This window comes from Bordetella tumbae (assembly GCF_054780995.1).
Window position 1 is genome coordinate 23,282 of the sequence record NZ_BAAGVG010000002.1, and the last position, 22,353, is coordinate 45,634.

Sequence of the window (22,353 nt, forward strand, 5' to 3'; positions counted from 1 at the left end):
CGCAAAATCGTGTATGGTCGGTGCTCACCGCAGCGCGTTACTGCTTCCTGCCAGACAGGCTCTCTAATTGACGAGCCAGCGCCTCGCGTGCCCGGTCGGCCATATTCGCGTCCACCCGGTCGGCCAATATCTGAATGACGTGGCGCAGCTGGCCTTCGGTAATGCCCACGTTCATGCTGATGCGCATGTGCGCGAGCAACTGCGGTTCCACACCCGGTAGCGCAGAGAGCATACCCACCGTGGCCAGCTCGCGGCTTTGCCAATCCAGGTTGTCGCGCTCGAAGATATCGCCAAACAGGTGCGCCCTGAGATATTCGTTGGCGGTGGGAACGACGTCAAAAAGGGGGCCGTCCACCGGGCCGCCCGAGAGTTTAGTCTGGTTGGCCGTCCCGGCAGTCATCAGCGCGTCACCCTTCGGGATCGGACGGCTGGGCGCACTGCCCAGAGCGTCTTGAATTCCACGCTGCTTGCGCGCTTGCACGACCTTCATCAGTTCGCCCAAGGCATTGAGGCTGCGAGGAAAACCCGCATAGGCATAAAGCTGGATCAGGATTTCCCGAGCGTCGCTCACCGTCATGCCGGCATCCAGCCCCTGGTTCAATGCGGTATTCAGTCTGGCGATGTCGCCCACGGCAGCAACCGCCGCGATAGGCACGATGGCCTGCTGGCGCGCGCTCAGGGTTTCGGACGCACTGGGCGTGGTCATTTGGGATTGGGTCATAGGCTTGGTTTCCTTTTCATTGGCTGTGTGCCCTAAGGTGGCGGCCAAAGTTAGGACAACGGCCAACCCACCGGCGTGGAGGTGTATACAACGGTTTTTTGTGGGCGCTGCCTTGCTCATCAGCAACTTTCTCCATCCAAAGCGGCAAACCGCGCGAATATCTAATCAGGCGTCGCGGGCAGGCGGTGCCCTGCATTCACTTGACATCGCCATCCTGCGCTTCGTGAACAAACCAAGTATTCTTCAATTCATGCCTCATTGAATAGAAGATGAATCATGAAAGCCAATATAAGCCAGGCTCATAAATAGACTAAGGCGCCCTCTCCTGCGACGGAGGCAAAGCCGGTTCTCATACTGGCGGCTGCCTACCATACGGAAGTCCGCCTCTTTTACGACGATGTGATGTTCGCCTGCCTAACGGGCCACACACATCGCGGTCAAATCCTCGAGGCGCATATCATCAGGCAACTCATGCAACGCCACTAACAGTTCGCGGGCACGTGCCTTGCCGAGTGCTGCAGTGGTCAACTCCATGAACTTCGCGTCATGCGCCTCCTCGGTCATTGGATTATCAGGCGTTCCCAGCGAGTTCTCGACGAAGTGCGTTTCTGTTCTACCGCCGGCCAACCTCACGGTCGCCTCAGTTACAAACTTGCGGGGATATTGCTGATCCAGTTCCGGAGATTCGATGAGTGTGACTTTACGAGCCGTGCGCATCACCAGATCCATGTCCAGCCTGCCTTCGAGATAGCTCAGATGCGCTCCATAGCCGTTGCCATACCCCAGTAATGCAAACGCCGCCTGCGCAGGCAAGCTGAACTGCACATGCTCGATGTTGGCCGGGGCATAGGCATTCGCATTAACCGTTCCGACCATCGTGTTGCTGAGTTTCGGAATGCGCAGCGTAACGGCTGCGATCTCGTCCAGCCGCCCAGCGTAGGCACTCAGGATATCGATCGCCGCATGATTGGCGCCGCAGCAGCAGTATCGCTTGAAGCCACCGCGCAAAATTTCAAACGACTGCCCAAAGCCGAACCGCTCTGCCGCATCGGACGCCACAGGCCGCTGCAGAAACGCGCGATAGAACCCCTTGACGCCGCTCAAGAAAGCGCGCGGCCCCGTAATGCCGGCCTGCGCGAGATCGGCCGCCATCATCCCGCCTCGCACCCCGATGCCAGGATGCACCCGCTTTACAGAGCCCCCGGTGGACGTGCACTCGGACGCCCCAGAAGCATGGCTCAAGGCGATCGCCATCGCATGCAGTGTCGTTTCATCATCGAACTGTCTCAGCTTCGCGCACACCGCTGCCGCACCAAAACTCGCGAGCACGCTGGCGGGATGAAAGCCTCGCTGTATCAGGTCGGGCGCGGCCAAAACCCCAATACGCGCGTAAACCTCATAACCCATGAGAATCGCCGAGACGGCTTCACCCAGCGTCGCTCCCGTCTCCTCACCCACCGCCACCGCGGTAGCAACAGCGCAACTGCCGGGATGGCTGTTGCTGGAGCGATGCCCTTCGTCGTACTCGAAGCCGTGCGCATAAGTCGCGTTCACGAACGCTGCGTCCATAGCGCTCATCGTGCGCTCGCTGGAGATGATCCTGCTGCGGCCAGGCACGTGACGCCGCTCTGCGAGCGCACGTACCTGCTTCGACCACGGCAGCCGGGAGTTGCCAATCTGGGAACTGAACTGGTCTCGCATGACTCGGCTGACCATCCCGCGCAAATGGGCCGTCAGGTGCTCCTCACCGAAATGGCGAATGAAATGGATGACCGCATTCTCCAACGGCGGGCAATCCACCAGGGGGGACGCGTCAATAGCGGCGTTCATAGGCATTGCTTCCATTACTCGGGGAAAACGGCATGATCCCCTCCCCGGACGCACTGATTGCCAAGCGTGCGTTGAAAGTCACTCAACTGATATTCACATATCGCCCACACGAAGTTTCATTGAATAAAACCAATCCCATTTTTCATCGATAATGCTAGAATGGATTCATCGTGTCAGATTCGTTCCGGGGCGAGTTCGTCGCGGCAGTGGCAACATCCCATGCCGACCTGCCCCCTTTATGAAGAACCTGTTCCACCCCAACACCAATAAACTATTTCGCGTGCTCAGCGTGGGTACGCCAATGCAATCAAGATGAGGAGATTCCATGTCCAATAGCGTTTCCCTGCTGATCGGCGGCGATTGCGGCCCCGCCCACGGCCCTAAGCAGGGCTTCCCGATCGAAGGCTACACGGAGGGCGTGCGCGCAGCCCTGCAGAGCGTGGACATGCGTTTCGTCAACTGCATGCGCACCTACTCCGACCGCGGCGTACAGGCAGACCACGCACCCCAGGTGGCGCAGCCGGTCGAGATGGCGCAGATCTACACGGATGGCGGTTTCGACGCCGTCACCATGGCCAACAACCACAGCTTCGATGCGGGTCCCGAGGCAGCGCTGGATACCCGCGAGCTTTTCGCGTCACGGGGCATTCAGGTCACGGGCGCTGGCCGCGACCTGGCCGAAGCACGCCAGCCCGCCATCGTCGAGAAAAACGGTGTGCGAGTGGCCTATCTCGGCTACACCTCGGTTGCCACGGCAGGCACGGAGGCTGGCCCGAACAAGCCAGGCGTGGCATCGATTCGCGTCAAGACCTGCTACGAAACCCGCGGCCCACATCAGCCAGTGCGCATCCGCACCGAGCCCGATCCCAAAGACCTCGCCCTGCTGATCGAAGACATCCGCGCATTACGCAAAGAAGCTGATATCGTCATCCTGGCGTTTCATTCCGGCGTTATCCGATTACCGCGCGTGATCTCCGACTATCAGGTCGCCGTCGCCCACGCTGCGATCGATGCCGGCGCCGACATGGTCGTCGGACATGCCCCTCACCTGCCCAAAGCCATCGAAATCTATCAGGGCAAGCCCATCTTCTACAGCCTGGGTGTATTCGCCATGACAAAAGGATTTCCGGCACCGTCATGGAAAGAACCCGCCTGGGCGCATGGCGCCGTGCGCAACCACGCAGACCTGGACCCGGAATTTCCGCTCATGCCCTACGGCAAGGCCTGCACCTTGAGCCTGCTGGCCAAGGCCGTGGTAACGAAGCAAGGCATCCAGCGCGTCTCATTCCTGCCCATGGCCATGGATGAGCGCTACCGCCCACAGGTCCTGAAAAACGGCGACCCCAAGTTTTCGGAAATCGTGTCCTATCTCGAATGGGCCTCCGAAGACATGCCTCATCGTTTCACGGTAGAAGGCGACGAAGTCGTGATTACGGCGCAAGACGCCTGAACCTGACAAGGGCAACACTTATCATGGATCTTGGAATAACCGGCAAGGTCGCTCTCGTGACCGCATCCAGTGGCGGCATGGGCCGCAACATCGCTCACGCACTTGCTGCAGAGGGAGCGAATGTCGTCCTTTTCGCGCGGACCGCCGACAAACTCGAGGCCGTCGCCGCAGAAATCGCGCAGACACATGGCGTGCAGGCACGTGCGGTCGTGGGCGACATGCTGCTCGCCTCCGACCTCGAACGTCTTGCGTCCATACTGAAAACCGAGTTCGGAGGGCTGGATATACTCGTGCTGAATACAGGCCGAGCCCCCAATCCGCTACGCGCGACACTTAAAGAAACCGAAGAAGACCGTTGGCAAGAGGCCTACCAGAACCAGCTCTGGAGCGTGATCCAGGTCGTCAACCACGTCTTGCCATTAATGCAGGATCGAGGCTGGGGCCGGATCGTGGCCATCACCTCCGCCTCGGTCAAGCAGCCCATGCCGCATCACAGCCTGTCGACGGTCTTCCGTTCCGGCGTCACCGCATATATGCGGCATCTCGCGAACGAGATGGGCAGACATGGCGTTACTGCCAACTGTGTAGCGCCGGCCCTGATCGACACGTCGCACAGAACCGGTACCGCCGCCTATACGCCCGAACAAGCCGAAGCACGCAAGAAAATGACGCCGCTCGGACGCATGGGGCTGCAGGAAGAAGTCTGCGGCGTCGTGACATTCCTCGCGTCACGCCAGGCCGGTTTCGTCACCGGCTCCACCGTCACGGTCGACGGCGGAATGGTCGGATCGTTATTCTGAGACAGGACAGGCATACGCCTGTCCAATCATGGTACCCCAGCATGAGGGTCTCAATTACAAAACCGGCTTGAAAGTCCTTCAAGCACACGTCGGTACACACACAAGAAAGCGCGCCTATATTGCTTTGGGCTAGTGAATCAGTGCTAACAGGCACTTTTCCGCTAGCCACAAAAAAAAGCATATCAGGAGACGACAAGAATGACCGACAACACACGCCGCGCGCTGCTGCTGGGCAGCGCTGCGCTTCTCTTCACTCCGCTCGCCCGCGCACAGACGTCTTATCCGGCTCGGCCGATCCGCATCCTGGTCGGCTTCGCAGCCGGCGGTGGCGTTGATACCGTCACGCGACTATACGCCCAGAAACTGTCTGACCTGCTAAAAACGCCTGTCATCGTAGAGAACAAGCCGGGGGCCTCAGAACTGCTCGCCGTGCAGGCGTTGCTGAACTCGCAACCTGACGGCTACACCTTATGGATGAGTAGCGCAAGTGGACTCGTGCGCAACCCCAGCGTACGCAGTGATATTCCCTACGATCCACTAAAGGACTTGACGTTCATCTCGCGCGTTGCCGAAGTGGAGGCCCTGTACGTCGTCAGACCAGGACTGCCCGTCAACTCGGTATCTGACCTCGTCAAATATGCGAAGGAACATCCCGGAAAATTGAACTACGGCTCCGCCGGTGTGGGTTCCTCCAATCACCTGCTAACAGAACAATTAAAGATGCTGACCGGGATAGACATGGTACATGTCCCGTTCAAAAGCGACGCGGAAGTCGCGCGCGAGTTGGCTGCGGGTACGCTCGACTTCGCCATCGCCATCACGACCTTCACCGTGCCGTTCGTGAAAGACGGCCGGCTCAAGGCCATTGCCGTCACGGGATCGCGGCGGCTCGATGATCTGCCCGATGTCCCGACGCTGGACGAATCTGAAATTCCCCAAATTCACGGGCTGGGAAATTATCTGTTCTACGGGCTGGCAGGGCCGGCAGGCCTGCCTCCCGCTATCGTCAAGACGCTCAACGACGGCCTCAACACCGCGGCTGGCATGCCGGAAACCGTACAGACTCTGCAAAAGGCGCGAATGCAAGCCGTCACCAGTTCGCCGCCCGACGTGCGCCAGTTTGTCGAAAAAGAAGTGAACAACTGGAAGAAGATCGGCAAGACCATCAAGATCGAGGCGTATTGAATGCCGCAAAAACAGAATGTGAAGCGCTCCTCCGAGGAATTCGACTTCATCGTCATCGGCGCTGGCAGCGCAGGCGCTATCGTCGCGAGCCGCCTCAGCGAAGACGGCCGTTTCTCGGTGCTGGTACTCGAGGCTGGCGGATGGGACCGTTCTCCCTGGATTCACATCCCCCTAGGGGTGGGCAAGACCATCATGAACCGCAAGGTCAACTGGGCATACGAAACCGAGCCGCAGGCGGAACTGGCAGGCCGCCGCATCTATATGGCGCGCGGCAAAGTCATCGGAGGCTCCGGCGCCATTAACGGCATGGTACATATCAGAGGCCACCGGCAGGATTTCGACGGCTGGGCCGACTCTGGCTGCAACGGGTGGCACTGGGATGGCGTGCTTCCTTACTTCCGTAAATCCGAGGATCATTATCTCGGCGAAAACGAGATGCACGGCACGGGCGGCCCGGTCGCGGTGTCCAAACCCACCGACCATCTGGACATCTGCAGCGCTTTCATCGAGTCGGGCGCGAACTGGGGGCTACCGCGCAACGACGACTTCAACGCCGGCACACAGGAGGGCATCGGCCATTACGATCTGACGGTGCGTCGTGGGCTGCGGTCCAATTCCGCAAAAGGCGCGCTCCGTCCTGCTCGCGATAGGCGCAACCTGAGCGTCGAGGTAAACGCGTGCGTGCAGCGTATCCTCTTTGACAACCACCGCGCCGTCGGCCTCGAATACCGCCACGCGCGTGGCGCATCGATACAAGCGCGAGCCAGACGGGAAATCGTATTGTGCTCGGGCGCAGTGAACACCCCCCAGTTGCTGATGCTCTCCGGTATCGGACCCGCACAACACCTGGAAAGCATCGGGATCAACGCTCTGGCCGATCGGACGCAGGTCGGCCGCAACCTTCAAGACCATCTGGCCGTGCGGGTGATCTGCCGAACCCGGCAGCCCATCACCCTCAATGATCAGTTGTCCAGCTGGCGCGGCAAGGCAGCCATCGGCGCAAAGTTCCTATTTCAGCGGCGCGGCCCTCTCACCTTTGCAACGGGTCAGACCGGTATGTTTTTCAAAACACAAGACACGCTGCCGTTCGCCGATGCACAGGCTTTCTTCATGCCTTTCAGCACGCCGGGCATCGGCAAGAACCCGCACCGTTTCTCTGCGTTCTCCGTATCAGTGTCTCAATGCTGGCCCACTAGCCGGGGTCATATCGAACTGAGAGACGCCAATCCGCACACTGCGCCGGCCATCCAGCCAAACTATCTCAGCACAGCGACGGATCAGGAGTTCTACCAACGCGCGTTACCCATGCTGCGTGAGGTATTGGCGACGGATCCTATCGAAAGCCTCATCCTAGATGAGTACCAACCTGGCGCCACTGTGACGTCTCCTGCAGACATCCTGCGCTTCGTGCGCGAAAAAGCCAGCACGATCTATCACCCTTGCGGAACCTGCAGAATGGGCAATGACGCCGATGCTGTCGTCGACACTCGATTGCGCGTCCTCGGCATCGACGGCCTGCGAATCGCGGACGCCTCCATCATGCCACGCATCATTTCCGGCAACATTAACGCGGCTTGCCTGATGATCGGCGAGAAAGCCGCGGACATGATTCTCGCCGATCATTCGTAAAGGAGAGGACAATGAAAGGCATAAAAACGATAAATATGCTTGCCGGCATGACGCTGGCCGCAGCCTCCGTATCAGTGCTGGCAGCAAACGCCGATGTTCAAAAAGCGGCGGGCAAGTATCCCGAAAAAACGATTCGAATCGTGGCCCCCTCTTCGCCCGGCGGAGGCATTGACGTGCTCGCCCGTTTTCTCGGGGCCAAACTTGCAGAAAGCTGGGGGCAATCTGTCGTCGTAGAAAATCGCCCGGGCGCCGGGGGCATCATAGGAACCTCCGCAGTCGCCCAGGCGGCTCCAGATGGCTATACGGTGCTTCTCATCGCGGGTGGCTATACCTTGAACCCGAGCCTGTACAAGAACCTGCCCTACGACACAATGAACGATTTTGAACGGGTATCGCTGCTGGCCTGCGCTCCCAATATGCTGGTGGTACAGGAAAAAATACCGGTCAAGTCGGTCAAGGAACTCGTCGCCTACGCCAAAGCCCACCCGGACGGCCTGACGTACGGATCTTCCGGCATAGGCACGACCAGCTACCTGTCTGCGGCTCTCTTCAAACAAAAGGCGGGAATACAGATGGTGCACGTTCCCTACAAGGGCGCAGGGCAATCAAATAAAGCCATGATCGCCAAGGAGATCGACCTGATCTTTTCGGCTCCACACGAAATGATTCCGTACGTGCGTGACGGCCGTGTCCAGGCGCTGGCAGTCACCTCCGCGCAAAGACTGCCGTTGGTGGCAGACGTCCCTACCGTTGCCGAGTCGGGATATCCCGGCTTCGAGGTCAATACCTGCTATGGCGTACTGCTGCCCGCCAAGACACCCCGAGCCATCACAGAAAAACTCAGCGCAAAACTTTCCGAAATACTGAAACAACCCCAGACCCGGAAACAACTGGAAGACCTCAGCTTTACCTTGATCGGCAGCACGCCCGACGAATTCACAGACTGGGCCCGCAAAGACATGCGCCGTTGGTCCAAGGAACTGGCCCAAGCCGGCATTCGGCCTGAGTGATGGCGCCATGCAGGGGCTGCGCACCGCCCCTGCTTCACTGACACCTATTTGAGAGGCACCGACGTGCCGCAAATATCATGCAGCCGCTGCACCACGTGCTTGTTGACCAGCACACCTTGCTGGCGCCGGATCTCGCGCTCTTTGAATCCTCGCTCGGAGGGAATGCGAATCTCGACCACACCGGGTTGCTTGGGTAGCGTCTTGACTTTCGTCAGCAGTTCTTCAAGCTCAGTGGTGAACTGCTCCAGCGGCATGAGCAGTTCCGGATCAAAGGCAATCAACAGCGATCCGAAATCGCTGACCTGCCCATTACGAAAACGAGAGCCCGCGAGCAAGCCCAACGCCTGCACCGCCAACGACACGCCGTAGCCTTTGTGTCCGCCAAATGGAAAGACGCCGCCCTCTTTCAGTTCCCGTGCAGAGCGCGTGGGTACCCCCTCGCCATTTATTCCCACGATCTCCGAGAATTCCTCTCCGAGAAAAGCCTTCAACAGGATCTCTCCCGTCATCACGGTTCCGGTTCCCATATCGAAGATAAAAGGATTGACCCTGCCAGGCAAGGCAATGGCCAATGGATTGGTTCCCAGGATCTTCTTGCTAGCGCCAGGAGGCACGACACTGGGTGTGCTGCTGCCGAAATAAACAGCCACATATCCGGCGCGAGCGATTCTTTCCAGGTAATACCCATTGCGTCCCGCGAACCAGCTATTGCGCAGGCCGACAATCGCCACACCGGATTGCCTCACTTTGTCGATCGCCACATCCACCGCGCGGGGAATCGACACATATCCAACATGGTTGCCGCCATCCAGCAGCGCCGACACAGGCGTTTCCCGAACGATGGAAACCGGATTGCGTGGCTTCTTCAGTTCGGGTCTATCCGCGATTACCAAAATGCGCGGCAAACCGGCGAACTCATATCCCCACACCGTCGCGTCGATCAGGTGCGTCACAACCATCCTCGCCTCTTCCTGCGTAAAACCCAGTTTGGCAAGCGCGGTTTCGCCCAGCGTCTGAGCATCCTCCACACTGAGTCGCACAGTATCAGCGGTTTCTTTGTCGAGCAGCGTTTCTGTCATGGTTTTGTTCATCAGATAAAGAGAGGGTTTTGAATCACAAAGACGGCGTCATGCTGTCCATCAGCTCTCGCGCCGATATCGCTGCTATGCCTTCAACACATGCGAGGGATTTGGACCCATCAATGTCCAGTTCCGCGAGTTCAACCAGCCTCGTGAACTTTTGCGCTCTCTCTTTAGGCGAGCATGGATGATCAGGCGTCCCATGGGGGTCCATCGTGCGAGCAGACAATACGCGCCCATCGTTTAAATGCAACGAAACAGCACTGAAAAAGTGCTTGGGATAGACCTCATCGGCGGCCGGGTCCGCCTTTAAAGTCACGCGTTGAGCAATAGCTTTTCGTCTGGAATCCTGAATGCGCGCGACACCGTATTCACTGGGATCCATCGGCTCGCCAGTCAACGCCACCGCCACACAGTATGGGATGCTGTATTGCGCATCCATGGTGTCTTCGGGCTCGACGTTCCCATTGTTCTTTACCGCAAACGTACTGGTCGACACAACGACCTCGGCCACCGAGGCAGTATCAAGAGATTCTTGCTCTCTCATCTCGAGAATCAGCTGAACGACTCCCTGTATCCAACCACAGATCGGATAGACCTTGACCCACACATCGTCCACCGCCCAACGGCTGCCCAACGCATCATCCAGCAGCTCCGGCCGAGCCGTGGCTCCACCGAAAGCCTCCAGCAAACCAAACTTTCCGTCAATAGCCCCCACCGGTGCCGTAAAGCCCCGCCGGGCGAGCAACGCCGTCCGCACGCCTGCTTCCGCCGCCCTGCCTGCATGCAGGCGCTTCACCATGCCGGCGCCGCCAGCGGCGAAATTCTTGACCCCAGAGGCACACGAGCATGCCAAGCCGACCGCCCATTGCAGCTGCTGGAAATCCAGTCTCATGACAACCGAGGCCGCGATCGATGCTGCCACCGGCCCCACCACACTCGTCTTGTGAAAGCCTCGATGAGAGGGCTCTGTACCCAGCGCGAGGCTGATACGCTCCATCGCTTCATAGCCCGCCACAATGCCGCGCAACAATTGCAGCCCTGAGGCATCGACCGCCTCCGCAGCCGCAATCGCGGCCGGCACGATCACCGCGCCAGGATGAATCAACGCCGCGGACAATAGATCATCCAGCTCGAATCCATGCATCGCCGTACCATTGCATAGCGCTGCCTGCCCCGCAGCGACCATTGCTGTGCTCCCGAGGATGCGGCAATGCCCTTGGCTGGACTCTGACAACGCCTCTTCAGTAATGATCTTTCCCCAAGGCTGGGTGGCGCCGAACAAGCCGCATCCCAACGCGTCCATCAAACAACCACGGGCCCGTTCCAGCGGATGCGGGTCGGTCAGTTCCGCCAGGCCATGGAGGTATTCGAGCAGACCTCTGGCATGCGTATTCAGTTTTTCCGGTAGCGGTAATGTGGACACCGACGGCAGGGCCATTAAGTATTCTCCTCGTTCAGCCAGGGCAGTTTTGCCTGGCGTTTCGCCTCAAAGGCTTTGATTTGGTCCAGATGCGTCATCACGAGCTCAATATCGTCTAGCCCTTTCAGCAGGCTTTCTCTATGCGCGGCATCGATGTCGAATCTGTATCTCGTACCAGTGGGCGACACAACGATCTGTTCCACCAGATCCACTGTCACTGCAGATCCGGGCGCAGTGTGAAGTTCGGCGCGCAAGACCCCGCATTGATCGTCGGGCAATACCACCGGCAACAACCCATTCTGTAGCGCATTCGCGTAATGAATATCGCCGAATGATGGCGCGATGACGCTACGTATTCCCGTATCCATCAGCGCATAGACTGCAGCCTCGCGAGATGAGCCACATCCGAAATTAGCGCCGGCGACCAGCACCTGCGCTGCGCGATAAGGCTTCTGATTCAAAACGAAGGCGGGATTCTCGGTACCGTCCGCAGAAAAACGCAGATCATGAAATGCCAAGGTCGGATAGTCAGGATCGCCCCGATGCTTGCGCAGGAATCGTGCCGGTATGATGGCGTCGGTGTCGATGTTGGCGATGTCCAGTGGCGCAGCAACTGCGGTCAGTGTAGTAAAGGGCGTCATTCGGGAATCTCCCCCACCCCTCAATGGGATGCCATCAAATGACGAACGTCGGTCAGACGGCCCGTCACGGCAGCGGCGGCCGCCATCGCGGGACTCACCAGATGAGTACGGGCTCCTACTCCCTGCCGGCCCTCAAAATTCCGGTTCGATGTCGAGGCACAACGTTCGCCTTGGGCGATATGATCTCCGTTCATGGCCGCACAGGCGGAACAGCTCGAATCTCGCCACTCGAAACCTGCCTGCTTGAATATCAGGTCCAACCCTTCAGCCTCGGCCTGTCGTTTGGTCGCGGTCGATCCGGGCGAGACCCACGCCGGCACGACCGTCTTTCTTCCTTTCAGGATCTCGGCGGCTGCCCGCAGATCCTCTATACGTCCGTTCGTGCATGTGCCGATGAAGACACGATCGATCTCGATACGATCCAGCCGTGATCCGGGCACCAGATCCATATAGCGCAGCGCCTTCTCCATGCGAGCACGGTCGTCGGGATTGCCGGCGGACTGCGGCTCTGGAACCACGCCATCGATAGGCAAAGCGTCTTCTGGACTGGTTCCCCAAGTCACCATAGGAGCAATTGCCGCCGCGTCCAGCGAGACTTCACGATCGAACGGGGCATCGTCATCGGTGGCTAGCCGCCGCCATTGCGCAACGGCCTGATCCCATTGCGCCCCTTTGGGCGCATACCTTCTGCCCTTCAAATAGGCAAAGGTCGTATCATCCGGCGATACCATGCCGGTCCGCGCTCCGGCCTCGATCGACATATTGCATACGGTCAACCTCCCCTCCATCGACAACGTGCGAATCGCCGACCCCGCATACTCGATCATGTAGCCTGTCGCCCCGCCTGCGCCGATTTTCGCGATAATGGACAGCACAATATCTTTCGCAGAAACGCCCGGACCGACAGCGCCCTCCACCTGTATACGCATCGTTTTGGGCTTTTTCTGCCAGATGGTCTGGGTGGCCAACACCTGCCGCAACTGTGATTGCCCGATCCCGAACGCATAGGCTCCCAAGGCGCCATGAGTAGAGGTATGCGAATCGCCGCAGGTAATCAGCAGCCCGGGTTGGCTGAGTCCCAGTTCCGGACCGATGACGTGGACAATCCCTTGGTCTGGATCGTCCAGATCGAAATGCCTCACACCATAATCCCTGGCGTTTTCTCTCAGCAGCACAATCATCTCGCGCCGCTCAGGATCAGAGATGGCAGCCATTCCCCGATTTCGGTCAACAGTAGGCGCGTAATGATCAGTCACGGCAAAGTTCTGATGCGGATGGCGAACCTTTCTGCCTTCGACACGCAACGACGCGAATGCGTGAAAAGACCCTTCGTGAACCAGATTCCGATCGACATGCAGCAATGCTGTACCATCTGGGCGCGTGAGTATCACATGGTCATTCCAGATTTTTTCAAAAATCGTTCGAGGGGCATCCATGCTCGCTACTCCGACCGGATACCGGCTTGCTTGACGACCGGCCCCCATTTTTCTAGCTCGCTATCGACCCAATGGGTAAACCGCTCAGGCGTGCCCCCTATGATTTCGTAGCCGGTATCCACCAATCCCTTCTTGACCTTGGGATCATCGAGCGCCTCATTGAAAGCCTTATTCAACCGGGAAATGACGGTTTCGGGAGTTCCCGCCGGCACCATCACGCCATTCCAGGAACTCACCTCGTAACCAGGCACACCGGCCTCTGCGATCGTGGGAACACCCGGAAGTATCTCGGAGCGTTGCGCACTCGTCACCCCGAGAATCTTTAGCTTGGTTCCATTGAGCTGAGGCGCAACAACGACGGGCACGACAAACAACGCATCGACTTGCCCGCCCATGACGGCATTCAAAGCAGGCCCGCCGCCACGATAAGGAACATGCATGAGATTCGCCCCCGTCATCGAAGCAAAAAGAACACCAGCCAGATGGTTGATGGAACCCTGCCCGGACGAACCAAAGGTCAGCTGCCTGGTTTTGGCCAGCTCAATGAACTCTTGTACGTTCTTCACTGGCAGCTCGGCATTGACCACCAGCGCCAACGGTACCTTTGACAGAAAAATGACGGGCGCAAAATCGCTCTGACGCCAATGCGTATCCTCATAGATAAAAGGATTGATCGATAGCGTACCCGAGTAGCCGAACGTCATCGTATAGCCATCCGGCTCGGCATTGGCCCCTATCTGTGTGCCGATGTTCCCCGCCGCCCCACTGCGATTTTCGATCACCACAGGCTGGCCCAGGATCTCCCCCACCTTCATATTAATGATCCTGGCCATCAAATCGGCCCCGCCTCCAGGCGGCCACGGCACTACCCATCGAATCGGCCTGTCCGGATACGCAGGCTGCGCCGCCACGCGGCCCGGGCCCATCACACAAACGATCACGAGCAATGTACAGACGATTCTGCACATGTTGACGATTGATTTTTGCACAGCGCCTCCTCTGACCTAACGTTCCTGTTGAATTCAAGCCAGGCTGCATCGCGGCTTTTTTTGATTTCTTTAGCGATGCGCGAATAGTATCATCGAAGTTCTGATTATCAAACATAGTTTCATTAAATGAAACTTCTATCAGGACAGCAAGATGCTACTGCGAGACAAGACGGCAGTGATTACGGGTAACCCCTACGGCATTGGCCGGGTGGCGGCGAAATTGTTCGCGGAACAAGGCGCCACCGTCATCTGCCTGGACGATACCGACGACGGGTGGACCTCGACGGGACACTCCAAATCGCCAGGCCCGCGCTTCCTGATCGACGTATCCAATCCAGACGAAGTTTCGGCGGTCGCACGCGAGTGCGAACGAACTCATGGACAAGTCCATGTCTTGTTCAACCTTGCCGGCAGAACCATCGGCCAACGTTTCGAAGAAACCTCGATCGACACGTGGGATCAAATGATCAAGCGGAATCTGACGGCCGCGTTTATATGTTCACAACATTTCCTGCCGCTCATGAAAGGGTCCGGCGGAGGTTCCATCATCAATCACGGCTCCATCGACGGCGCGCTGGGGAACCCCGGCCTCGCTGCCTACTCCAGCGCCAAAGGAGGCATCACCTCGCTGACGCATGTCATGGCTCATGACCTCAGCCAGTACGGCATACGCGTCAATAGCATTGCTACGGGAGGAATCCGGGACGGCATCGGCCGTCCGAACGATGATCGGCTCGTCGCGCTCACGCCGGCCGGGCGCATGGGGACGCCGGAGGACGTCGCGCGCGTGGCCTTGTTTCTGGCGTGCGATTGGTCCTCCTATGTCAATGGCACCAATATCGTCGTCGATGGCGGCCGGACAACGATCACGCAGGGATGCTACGCATTCTGATCCGCACCGGCTTTATCCCGGATGAGATACCGATATTCCCAGAATATGCTCTGCCGCGCGCAACCCCGTTACTCCCGACTTCACCAGACCACCCACATACCCATGACGGGTTCCCCCTTCCAAGCCCCCTGTCGTGCATCCTGCCGCATATAGATGGGGGATAGGACTTCCTCCTTCATTCACCACCTGAGAATCTGCATTGATCCGTATTCCGCCCATCGTGTAAGTTATCCCGGCACAGACCGGAAATGCGTAATAAGGCGTCTGCGCAATTTGCATGGGCGTATATTTTTCAATCTGTCTAGGCGGCTCCAACGCTGCCGTAGCCCCCGTTTCGACCGCTTGGTTATAGGTGTGGATACTGTCTTTCAGACCTACTGCATCTATTCCGCCCAACTCGGCCAGCCCCCCGATCGAGTCCGACCGATACAGCGTTGCGCCGAGCTTCTGCAATAACGGATTAGGAGAAGTGATCCGCATAGCGCCGCACTCTTGCCAGATCTTCTCGTCAACGATCACAAAATAGGGACCAGATTGAACAGGCTGCCGGGCAAGGCAATTCGCCAGATACACGCCGCCGAGCCCTTCGTCGGCGATGCGCCGGCCTGTCGAATCGACCAGCATCCCCGCCGTCGCCAGATAATCGAGATAGGGGTAAGTCGCCAGCTCGGCGTTTTCCAATGCATCTTGCGACAATAGATGCCCATAGAAACCGCTCAACGTACTGGTCGCCGCTCCTGCCTCTACCGCCATCCGCAGGCCGTCTCCACTGCTCGCCCGCGAGTTCCGTTGGACGACACGTTCGGGATCGGCCGCAATCCATTGGCCGATTTTCTCTACGTTTGACTGGAATCCTCCGTCCGCAATCACGACATGCCTTGAGTTCACGTGAAAAGGTACGCCATCGTGACACTCGCCGCTGACGCCATGCACGCCCTGCTCATCGACCAAGAGCCCTGTGACCCGACGGCCTCGCAATAGCGATCCGCCTCTGGACGTCAACGCAGCCTCCAGAGCCTGCAACGCGGCATCCGGCCCGCGTCCTTTCCAGACAGCGCCTTGCGGCGACACGGCCGGCGGAGCGAGCACATATTTCTGATAGGCATAGGGACCCCGTATGAACTTCGCCCCTTGATCGCGTAGCCAGTGCACCACCCTCACCGCGTCGTGCGCGACAACGCGAACCAAGTCTGGATCAGCCTCTCCCGCGGTGGCCTGCATCATCTTTTCCTGCAGTCCTGCGGGATCGCCGGAAATATCCGATGCGCAGCAGTGCCACACGCCGGCACTCAAACGAGAATTGCAGAGGTACAGCGGTTCCGCTTGTTTTTCGAGAACACTGACTTTCAGTCCTCCTTGCGCACATCGCAGCGCCGCAATCAGGCCGGCAATGCCGCCGCCGACTACGACGACATCGCAAAATTCCTCGCCATTTCTCGACATCGGAGTCTCCCAATTTTCTGTCGAGATGCTATCATGAGTTTTGTCAAACAAGACTAATTCCATTCAATGGAACTTTATAGGCGGGCCATATCAACCCCGCCTGAGTCGACCACACTGCAATTGGTTCTAAGAAGCAAAAATCCTCACCACTAATCGGGAGACGCAATGCTTTGGCTCATCATGTGCACGGACAAACCCAATCAGGCGCAGACACGGGAAAAACTGCTGGCGGAACATCGCAACTACCTGGATACGAACACCGACCTGATTTTCTTTTCCGGGCCTCAGCAAACCGACGATGGCGCCGCCTCACTGGGCAGTCTGTTTATTCTCAACGCAGAAACCCGTAAAGAAGCGGAAGACTTCATCAATAATGAGACCTTCTGCAGGGCCGGCGTATTCGAGGCCGTCGTAGTACGACGCATGCGCAAAGGCCGCTTCAATCCACAACGCGCGGACTGACCCTATCGCCAGGATGCGGATGCACCGCATCTTTAAAAAATCTAAACAGTGGCACTCGGAGGATTTCGTGGAGACAGCTCACTACTGGCGATATGCCGCCTCGGCGCTGACAGCTGCAGCACTGTCATTTTCCCCTTTGCCCGCAGCCACGGCTGCCGATAACTCGAATTATCCCGTCAAGGCCATCTCTTTACTGGTTGGCTTTTCACCCGGCGGGTCCGGCGATTTCGTCGCGCGGGCCATTGCTCAATATCTGAGCCCGGCATTGGGTCAGACCATCGTCGTAGAAAACCGGCCCGGTGCCAACGGCCTCATCGCCGCCAGCCTCACCGCAGCGGCAAAGCCCGACGGATATACCTTGCTGGTCACGACCATGGGGCTGACAACGAATCCTCATCTGTACAGCACCAACAAACTGGATCCGGTTAAAGACTTCACGCCCATCACCATGATTGCCGATGTTCCCAATGTACTGGTGACCAACCCTGCCATTCCCGGAACAGACCTGCAGTCTTTTCTCGACCAACTGAAGGTTCGCGACACTCCACTTTCCGTCGCCACGACCGGACAGGCCGCACCAGGCCACCTCGCCAGCGAGCTCCTGCAGCGTGCGGCCGGCGTCGATTTCGAATTCGTGGCATATCGTGGATCAGCGCCCGCACTGACCGACGTCATAGCGGGTCATGTGGACGCCTCCATGCCCACCGTCGTCGCTGCGCTGGCCGGCATCAAATCAGGCAAGCTTCGCGCATTCGCAGTGACGGGCTCTCAGCGGTCGCCGCTCCTTCCGGATGTGCCGACCTTTGCCGAACTGGGTGTCTCGACCATCGGAACGGCATCCGGATGGTACGGCTTGGTCGCACCACCAGGTTTGCCGCGCGAAATTGCCGAAAAGCTCAACCATGAGATACGCAAGATCATGGAAACCCCTGAAATTCGCGATCACTTTCTGACTCAAGGTGCCACGCCGCACACCATGACGACTACAGAGATGAGCGACTATTTATCAGAAGAATACCGGCACTGGGGCGACATCATCAGGCAATCAGGCATCAAGGCCAGCAGCCAATAGCGAACAGGAAAAATCATGCTGAGCCGAGTAATTGCAGCTGATCCCAAATGCGGCGATCAATACTGATACCCATATCCTGTCGCTTTCGGCGTTCGGCAAATGCGCGTTCGGACGGCAGGCGAATATCCGTCACGCCGGCCTGTTTTGGCGTGGCTTTTATCCTGGCCAGTGTTTCGCTAAGTCCGCGGCGATAGTCCTCCAGAGGCACAAGCAAATCAGGCCTCATGGCGATCAATAGATAGCCGTAGTCTTTGTCAGGACTCTTGTCCGAGCCAGCCATCACACCCAGCGCCTGCATCGCGAGTCCGATGGCAAATCCGCGATAACCGGCAAAATTCAATAACGCCCCGGCACGAGCCGCCTGAGGATCGCGGGTAGGAACGCCCGCCTTGTCGATGGCAACTCCCTCAGGCAGCTCTCCTCCCCGGCGCTGTACAAGAGACAATTCGGAAACCATATAGGCAGACGTCCCCAAGTCAATCACCAAGGGATCATTCTCAGTCGGGAAACTGAAGGAAATAGGGTTGGTCCCAAGCGCGGCAGCCGATGCCCCCGGCGGAGCCACTATCGAGAACGATGAGACAGTCAACATCCCGATGAGACCGACGTTGGCCAACTGCTCGACGAAATAGGCGCTGCGTCCCGTCATCCAGCTGTTGTAGACACCTACCACCGCGAAACCATGCTCAGCAGCCCGTTGGATCGCCGTCTGAGTCGCAGTATGCAGGGCCAGCATACCTACCGTATTGCCGCCGTCGTACAACGCCGATACCGGGGTCTCGTGATAGATCTTCGGTGTGGCCCTTCCCTGCTGCACCTTGGGATGGGCGGCGAGATCCAGAATTTTCGGAAATCCGGAATACTCATATCCACACAGAGCCGCATCAAGAAGCTGCTCGGCAATGATCCCCGCCTCATCGGGCGAGTAACCAATACGGGCCACAATCTGGCGCATATGTTGCCGGGCGTCATCGACACTGAAATGTACGCGATCGGCGCTATGAGATTCGTAGGTATGCACGGGAAACTCGTCTATAAAATTTTGATTCCCGCATCGCGGGATCACGCCAATGAAGAGCCGTCGCACGCAGACAGCGTGCGATGATCAGAGCCGATGCCGGATCATGATGCTCTTGGTCTCCAGGAACTCATCCAGCCCCTCCGGCCCCATTTCCCTGCCGATCCCACTCTGTTTAAACCCGCCGACCGGCATATGCTTGAGGATGGAATTGTCGCGATAGCCATTTACCCAGACCATCCCCGCACGGACCTCCTGGGCAAATGCCATCGCGGTGCCCAGATCCTGGGTCCAGCATCCTGCCACCAGACCAAACAGGCTGCGATTAGCCAGTTCGATGGCCTCCTCAACACTGTCAAAGGTCAGAATGCTGAGTACGGGGCCGAATATCTCCTCCTGGGCGAGGCGGGAATCCAGCGGCACATCATCGAAAACCGTAGGCTCAAAAAAGAACCCGCGTGACAGATCCGCATCCACAGGCCTATGGCCGCCGACAAGAAGCCGGGATGTTTTCTTTCCATCTGCCACGAACGCTTCCACCCTGACCAATTGATCTTCGCTGACGAGTGGACCACAGGTTGTATCAGCGGCCAGCGGATCTCCCATTTTCACTTTTTCGATCTCGGCAAGCAGCAGTGGGATGAATTCATCTTTAATGCTGCGCTCGATAAGCAGTCGGCTCCCCGCCTGACACGACTGTCCCGCCAGACGAACAAACCCTTTGGCGCAAGACGCCGCGGCCACTGACAACGACGGCGCATCGGCGAAAACCACCTGAGGCGACTTACCGCCCAGTTCCAGCTTTACGCGCTTTAAGTTGCCTGCGGCAGCACGCATGACGGCGCTGCCAGTACGCGACGAGCCGGTGAAAGTGACCATATCGACTTTGTCGCTGCCAGCGATTGCCTGACCCACAACTGCCCCGTTATCCAGCGCACTGGTGAGCACGTTGAACACTCCAGGAGGCAAGCCGGCCTCCTGCAGAATCTCTGCGAACTTCAAAATTGCGCCAGGCGATTGATGGGCAGGCTTCACGACCAGGGTACACCCGGCCGCCATTGCCGGGCAGCTCTTGTGAGCCACCGATAGCGGCGTATTCCAAGCAGTCAATGTACCCACCACGCCAACGGGCTCTTTTGCTACCAGTCCAATAGCATCGGCATGCTGCCCATAAACAGCCTCGTCTCTCCTGCTGACAATGAGGCCTGCGTAGTATTCCAGCGTCGCTGCCGCACCGCTCACAAATTTGAGTTGCTCATCCTTGGGCTGACCGACTTCCTTGGCCATGATCGTTGCCAACTCATCTACGCGCTCTCGCAGCAGTTGAGCCGCCCGCTTGAACACCGCCGCTCTTTGTTCGGCGGGCGTTTTCCGCCATGGCCCGGTATCGAACGCCAAACGCGCCGCGTCTATCGCGAGTTCTGCATCGACGGCATCGGAATCCTGGTATACACCCACAATCGATTGATCATATGGATTCAGGCGCTGATAGGTTCTGCCGCTTTGGGCTTCGATCCAATTGCCGTTGATAAAGTTCTTTTGGCTCGCCATGTCGGGTTGCTGGGAATGGGTCATGATCGTAAAAAGCCCTCAGAAATAAATAGCAGACAAAATCCCGGAACGGGCTTTGGCTTGATCTGGAGAAACAGCGAGCTAAGCGTGCACAACATCCTCTAACACCATGTCGGCACATTTTTCGCCAATCATCATGCATGGCACGCTGGTGTTTCCCGAGATAATGGTCGGCATCACTGACGCATCTGCGATGCGTAATCCCGTCATGCCATGCACTCTCAAGCGTTCGTCGACCACAGCTGCAGCATCCACGCCCATCTTGCACGTGCCCACCATATGCTGAGTGATATTTCCGCTCTGACGAATGAACTCGAGTATTTCCTCGTCTGTTTCCACCTCCAGACCAGGAGACATCTCACTGGCAATCACGTCTCGCACCGGTGGCGCCGCCACAATTTCGCGCGCCTTGCGCACCGCGAGAATTGCCGTTTGACGGTCTTCCTCTGTTTCAAGAAATCGATAGTTGATCGCGGGAGAGGCCAACGGATCGGCTGATCGAATATGCACAGAACCTGTGCTGCCTGTGCGTTGGACATGCGTATAGACAAAGAACCCCTCAGTACGCGACATTCTCCGGCCTTTCCCTTCCTTCAATTCAATGATGTAGGGATTCACAATCATCATGATGTCCGGCAGCTCACTCTCTGGGCGCGAGCGCGCGAAAACACGCAGCGATCCGTTGCCTTGGGCGATAAAACCCTTGCGAAAGAACACGTACTTCAGGACCTCCATCGCCAGTCCGATACCACGACCCCGTTTAGCCAGAGACAGACCTGGCCGATTGAACTGCCACTTCAGAATCGCTGCGTAATGATCCCGCAGGTTCTCTCCTACACCGATGAGGGGATGCTTAACGGGTATGCCATATTCTTCAAGGATTTGAGGATTGCCAATCCCTGATAGTTCAAGCAGCTTTGGAGTATTCGCCGTGCCGCAGCACAAAATGACCTCGCGCCGTGCTCTCAGTTCTTTCGTAATGCCGTTTTTTTGAATACGGACGCCTAAACAACGCTTACCTTGCAGGATCAACGAAGTCGCCTCTGCACCTTGCAGGATCGTCAAGTTTCTTCGCTTCCGTGCAGGCCACAGATACTGTGTGGCGGTGCTGTGGCGAAAACCTCTATAGCTGGTCTGCTGCGCTAAAGCGATGCCTTCCTGTGTCACACCGCTGTAGTCGGGGTTCTTTGGAATGCCCACGGCTTCTGCTGCGTTGATATACAGGTCATAGAAAGGGGACATCTTGGCCATTTCAACGACTTTGACCGGTCCTTTCCTGCCTCGATAGGTATCATCGCCGATCTTCGTGGATTCTATTTTCTTAAAATACGGCAGAACCTCTTCATAGCTCCAGCCGGCGCAACCCAGTTTGACCCAGGTATCGTAATCAATGCGTTGGCCGCGGTTGTAAATGAGGCCATTCAACGCGCTGCTGCCCCCGAGGATCTTTCCACGCGCCACATAAATCCGGCGATTGCCGTGACTCTCATGGGGCTCCGACTCATAACACCAGTTGGCCCGCGGGTTGTCGACTAGCTTGACCACGCCCGCCGGCGGCATGGTCCACAGATATCTAGCCCCCTTGTCACCTGCTTCAAGGCAAAGAACCCGGTACTTTCCACTCTCGCTGAGCCTGTTGGCAACGACACCACCCGCGGACCCAGACCCAACGACGATAAAGTCGTAAGTGTCATCCTGCAT

At 57.9% G+C, this 22,353-nt stretch carries 19 protein-coding genes; 8 read left to right on the forward strand and 11 right to left on the reverse strand.

The window, feature by feature from the left end; genetic code table 11:
* Positions 1–37: 37 nt before the first annotated feature.
* Both ACYVI2_RS00085 and ACYVI2_RS00090 read right to left on the reverse strand, forming a co-directional pair.
* Positions 38–721 carry a carboxymuconolactone decarboxylase family protein gene (locus tag ACYVI2_RS00085; RefSeq protein WP_415819408.1) on the reverse strand — a complete coding sequence of 228 codons (684 nt, stop codon included), beginning with the start codon at positions 719–721 and terminating at the stop codon, positions 38–40.
* Positions 722–1,135: 414 nt separating this feature from the next.
* Positions 1,136–2,551 carry an MmgE/PrpD family protein gene (locus ACYVI2_RS00090; RefSeq protein WP_415819407.1) on the reverse strand — a complete coding sequence of 472 codons (1,416 nt, stop codon included), beginning with the start codon at positions 2,549–2,551 and terminating at the stop codon, positions 1,136–1,138.
* Positions 2,552–2,876: 325 nt separating this feature from the next.
* On the opposite strand from ACYVI2_RS00090, the gene ACYVI2_RS00095 reads away from it, so the two are divergent.
* The 5 genes from ACYVI2_RS00095 (at position 2,877) to ACYVI2_RS00115 (ending at position 8,625) form a co-directional block, all read left to right on the forward strand.
* Complete coding sequence (locus ACYVI2_RS00095; RefSeq protein WP_415819406.1) at positions 2,877–4,001, forward strand: CapA family protein; 1,125 nt, start codon at positions 2,877–2,879, stop codon at positions 3,999–4,001.
* A gap of 23 nt (positions 4,002–4,024) precedes the next feature.
* Positions 4,025–4,801: an SDR family oxidoreductase gene (locus ACYVI2_RS00100; RefSeq protein WP_415819405.1), complete on the forward strand. Its 777-nt coding sequence runs from the start codon at positions 4,025–4,027 to the stop codon at positions 4,799–4,801.
* A gap of 198 nt (positions 4,802–4,999) precedes the next feature.
* Complete coding sequence (locus ACYVI2_RS00105) at positions 5,000–5,986, forward strand: Bug family tripartite tricarboxylate transporter substrate binding protein (protein ID WP_415819404.1); 987 nt, start codon at positions 5,000–5,002, stop codon at positions 5,984–5,986.
* Positions 5,987–7,615, forward strand: a complete 1,629-nt coding sequence (locus tag ACYVI2_RS00110) for a GMC family oxidoreductase (RefSeq protein ID WP_415819403.1) — start codon at positions 5,987–5,989, stop codon at positions 7,613–7,615.
* An 11-nt stretch (positions 7,616–7,626) separates the two neighbouring features.
* Positions 7,627–8,625, forward strand: coding sequence for a tripartite tricarboxylate transporter substrate binding protein (locus ACYVI2_RS00115; protein ID WP_415819402.1), 999 nt, complete (start codon positions 7,627–7,629; stop codon positions 8,623–8,625).
* Between the two features lie 44 nt (positions 8,626–8,669).
* Here the strand turns inward: ACYVI2_RS00115 and ACYVI2_RS00120 are convergent, their stop codons facing one another.
* The 5 genes from ACYVI2_RS00120 to ACYVI2_RS00140 are packed head-to-tail and all read right to left on the reverse strand — an operon-like array spanning position 8,670 to position 14,037.
* Entirely contained in the window at positions 8,670–9,704 is a 1,035-nt protein-coding gene (locus tag ACYVI2_RS00120) for an Ldh family oxidoreductase (RefSeq protein ID WP_415819401.1), read from the reverse strand.
* Between the two features lie 34 nt (positions 9,705–9,738).
* Entirely contained in the window at positions 9,739–11,145 is a 1,407-nt protein-coding gene (locus tag ACYVI2_RS00125) for an MmgE/PrpD family protein (protein ID WP_415819400.1), read from the reverse strand.
* Complete coding sequence (leuD, locus tag ACYVI2_RS00130) at positions 11,145–11,768, reverse strand: 3-isopropylmalate dehydratase small subunit (RefSeq protein WP_415819399.1); 624 nt, start codon at positions 11,766–11,768, stop codon at positions 11,145–11,147. The genes ACYVI2_RS00125 and leuD overlap by 1 nt, the downstream gene beginning before the upstream one ends.
* Positions 11,769–11,788: 20 nt before the next feature.
* Positions 11,789–13,204, reverse strand: coding sequence for a 3-isopropylmalate dehydratase large subunit (gene leuC, locus ACYVI2_RS00135; protein WP_415819398.1), 1,416 nt, complete (start codon positions 13,202–13,204; stop codon positions 11,789–11,791).
* Positions 13,205–13,209: 5 nt separating this feature from the next.
* Positions 13,210–14,037, reverse strand: coding sequence for a Bug family tripartite tricarboxylate transporter substrate binding protein (locus ACYVI2_RS00140; protein ID WP_415819397.1), 828 nt, complete (start codon positions 14,035–14,037; stop codon positions 13,210–13,212).
* A 307-nt stretch (positions 14,038–14,344) separates the two neighbouring features.
* On the opposite strand from ACYVI2_RS00140, the gene ACYVI2_RS00145 reads away from it, so the two are divergent.
* Positions 14,345–15,085: an SDR family NAD(P)-dependent oxidoreductase gene (locus ACYVI2_RS00145; protein ID WP_415819396.1), complete on the forward strand. Its 741-nt coding sequence runs from the start codon at positions 14,345–14,347 to the stop codon at positions 15,083–15,085.
* A gap of 12 nt (positions 15,086–15,097) precedes the next feature.
* Here ACYVI2_RS00145 and ACYVI2_RS00150 read toward each other — a convergent pair whose 3' ends face one another.
* Positions 15,098–16,528 carry an FAD-dependent oxidoreductase gene (locus tag ACYVI2_RS00150; protein WP_415819395.1) on the reverse strand — a complete coding sequence of 477 codons (1,431 nt, stop codon included), beginning with the start codon at positions 16,526–16,528 and terminating at the stop codon, positions 15,098–15,100.
* A 165-nt stretch (positions 16,529–16,693) separates the two neighbouring features.
* Between ACYVI2_RS00150 and ACYVI2_RS00155 the strand changes: the two genes are divergently transcribed.
* Together ACYVI2_RS00155 and ACYVI2_RS00160 are read left to right on the forward strand one after the other, a co-directional pair.
* On the forward strand, positions 16,694–16,990 hold the full coding sequence (locus ACYVI2_RS00155; protein WP_415819394.1) for a YciI family protein: 297 nt from the start codon (positions 16,694–16,696) through the stop codon (positions 16,988–16,990).
* A gap of 67 nt (positions 16,991–17,057) precedes the next feature.
* The gene (locus tag ACYVI2_RS00160; RefSeq protein WP_415819392.1) at positions 17,058–18,062 is read left to right on the forward strand and encodes a Bug family tripartite tricarboxylate transporter substrate binding protein; all 1,005 of its coding nucleotides are present in this window, start codon (positions 17,058–17,060) and stop codon (positions 18,060–18,062) included.
* 13 nt (positions 18,063–18,075) lie between these two features.
* Here the strand turns inward: ACYVI2_RS00160 and ACYVI2_RS00165 are convergent, their stop codons facing one another.
* The 3 genes from ACYVI2_RS00165 to ACYVI2_RS00175 form a co-directional block, all read right to left on the reverse strand.
* Positions 18,076–19,083, reverse strand: coding sequence for an Ldh family oxidoreductase (locus ACYVI2_RS00165; RefSeq protein ID WP_415819391.1), 1,008 nt, complete (start codon positions 19,081–19,083; stop codon positions 18,076–18,078).
* 84 nt (positions 19,084–19,167) lie between these two features.
* Positions 19,168–20,655: an aldehyde dehydrogenase family protein gene (locus ACYVI2_RS00170; RefSeq protein ID WP_460490244.1), complete on the reverse strand. Its 1,488-nt coding sequence runs from the start codon at positions 20,653–20,655 to the stop codon at positions 19,168–19,170.
* A 78-nt stretch (positions 20,656–20,733) separates the two neighbouring features.
* On the reverse strand, positions 20,734–22,353 hold the full coding sequence (locus ACYVI2_RS00175) for a GMC family oxidoreductase (protein ID WP_415819390.1): 1,620 nt from the start codon (positions 22,351–22,353) through the stop codon (positions 20,734–20,736).

Coding starts and splice junctions, on each gene's coding strand:
- ACYVI2_RS00085 (WP_415819408.1), bottom strand. CDS start 721: ATGACCCAATCCCAAATGACCACGCCCAGTGCGTCCGAAACCCTGAGC.
- ACYVI2_RS00090 (WP_415819407.1), bottom strand. CDS start 2,551: ATGAACGCCGCTATTGACGCGTCCCCCCTGGTGGATTGCCCGCCGTTG.
- ACYVI2_RS00095 (WP_415819406.1), top strand. CDS start 2,877: ATGTCCAATAGCGTTTCCCTGCTGATCGGCGGCGATTGCGGCCCCGCC.
- ACYVI2_RS00100 (WP_415819405.1), top strand. CDS start 4,025: ATGGATCTTGGAATAACCGGCAAGGTCGCTCTCGTGACCGCATCCAGT.
- ACYVI2_RS00105 (WP_415819404.1), top strand. CDS start 5,000: ATGACCGACAACACACGCCGCGCGCTGCTGCTGGGCAGCGCTGCGCTT.
- ACYVI2_RS00110 (WP_415819403.1), top strand. CDS start 5,987: ATGCCGCAAAAACAGAATGTGAAGCGCTCCTCCGAGGAATTCGACTTC.
- ACYVI2_RS00115 (WP_415819402.1), top strand. CDS start 7,627: ATGAAAGGCATAAAAACGATAAATATGCTTGCCGGCATGACGCTGGCC.
- ACYVI2_RS00120 (WP_415819401.1), bottom strand. CDS start 9,704: ATGACAGAAACGCTGCTCGACAAAGAAACCGCTGATACTGTGCGACTC.
- ACYVI2_RS00125 (WP_415819400.1), bottom strand. CDS start 11,145: ATGGCCCTGCCGTCGGTGTCCACATTACCGCTACCGGAAAAACTGAAT.
- leuD (WP_415819399.1), bottom strand. CDS start 11,768: ATGACGCCCTTTACTACACTGACCGCAGTTGCTGCGCCACTGGACATC.
- leuC (WP_415819398.1), bottom strand. CDS start 13,204: ATGGATGCCCCTCGAACGATTTTTGAAAAAATCTGGAATGACCATGTG.
- ACYVI2_RS00140 (WP_415819397.1), bottom strand. CDS start 14,037: ATGGCCAGGATCATTAATATGAAGGTGGGGGAGATCCTGGGCCAGCCT.
- ACYVI2_RS00145 (WP_415819396.1), top strand. CDS start 14,345: ATGCTACTGCGAGACAAGACGGCAGTGATTACGGGTAACCCCTACGGC.
- ACYVI2_RS00150 (WP_415819395.1), bottom strand. CDS start 16,528: ATGTCGAGAAATGGCGAGGAATTTTGCGATGTCGTCGTAGTCGGCGGC.
- ACYVI2_RS00155 (WP_415819394.1), top strand. CDS start 16,694: ATGCTTTGGCTCATCATGTGCACGGACAAACCCAATCAGGCGCAGACA.
- ACYVI2_RS00170 (WP_460490244.1), bottom strand. CDS start 20,655: ATGACCCATTCCCAGCAACCCGACATGGCGAGCCAAAAGAACTTTATC.
- ACYVI2_RS00175 (WP_415819390.1), bottom strand. CDS start 22,353: ATGCAGGATGACACTTACGACTTTATCGTCGTTGGGTCTGGGTCCGCG.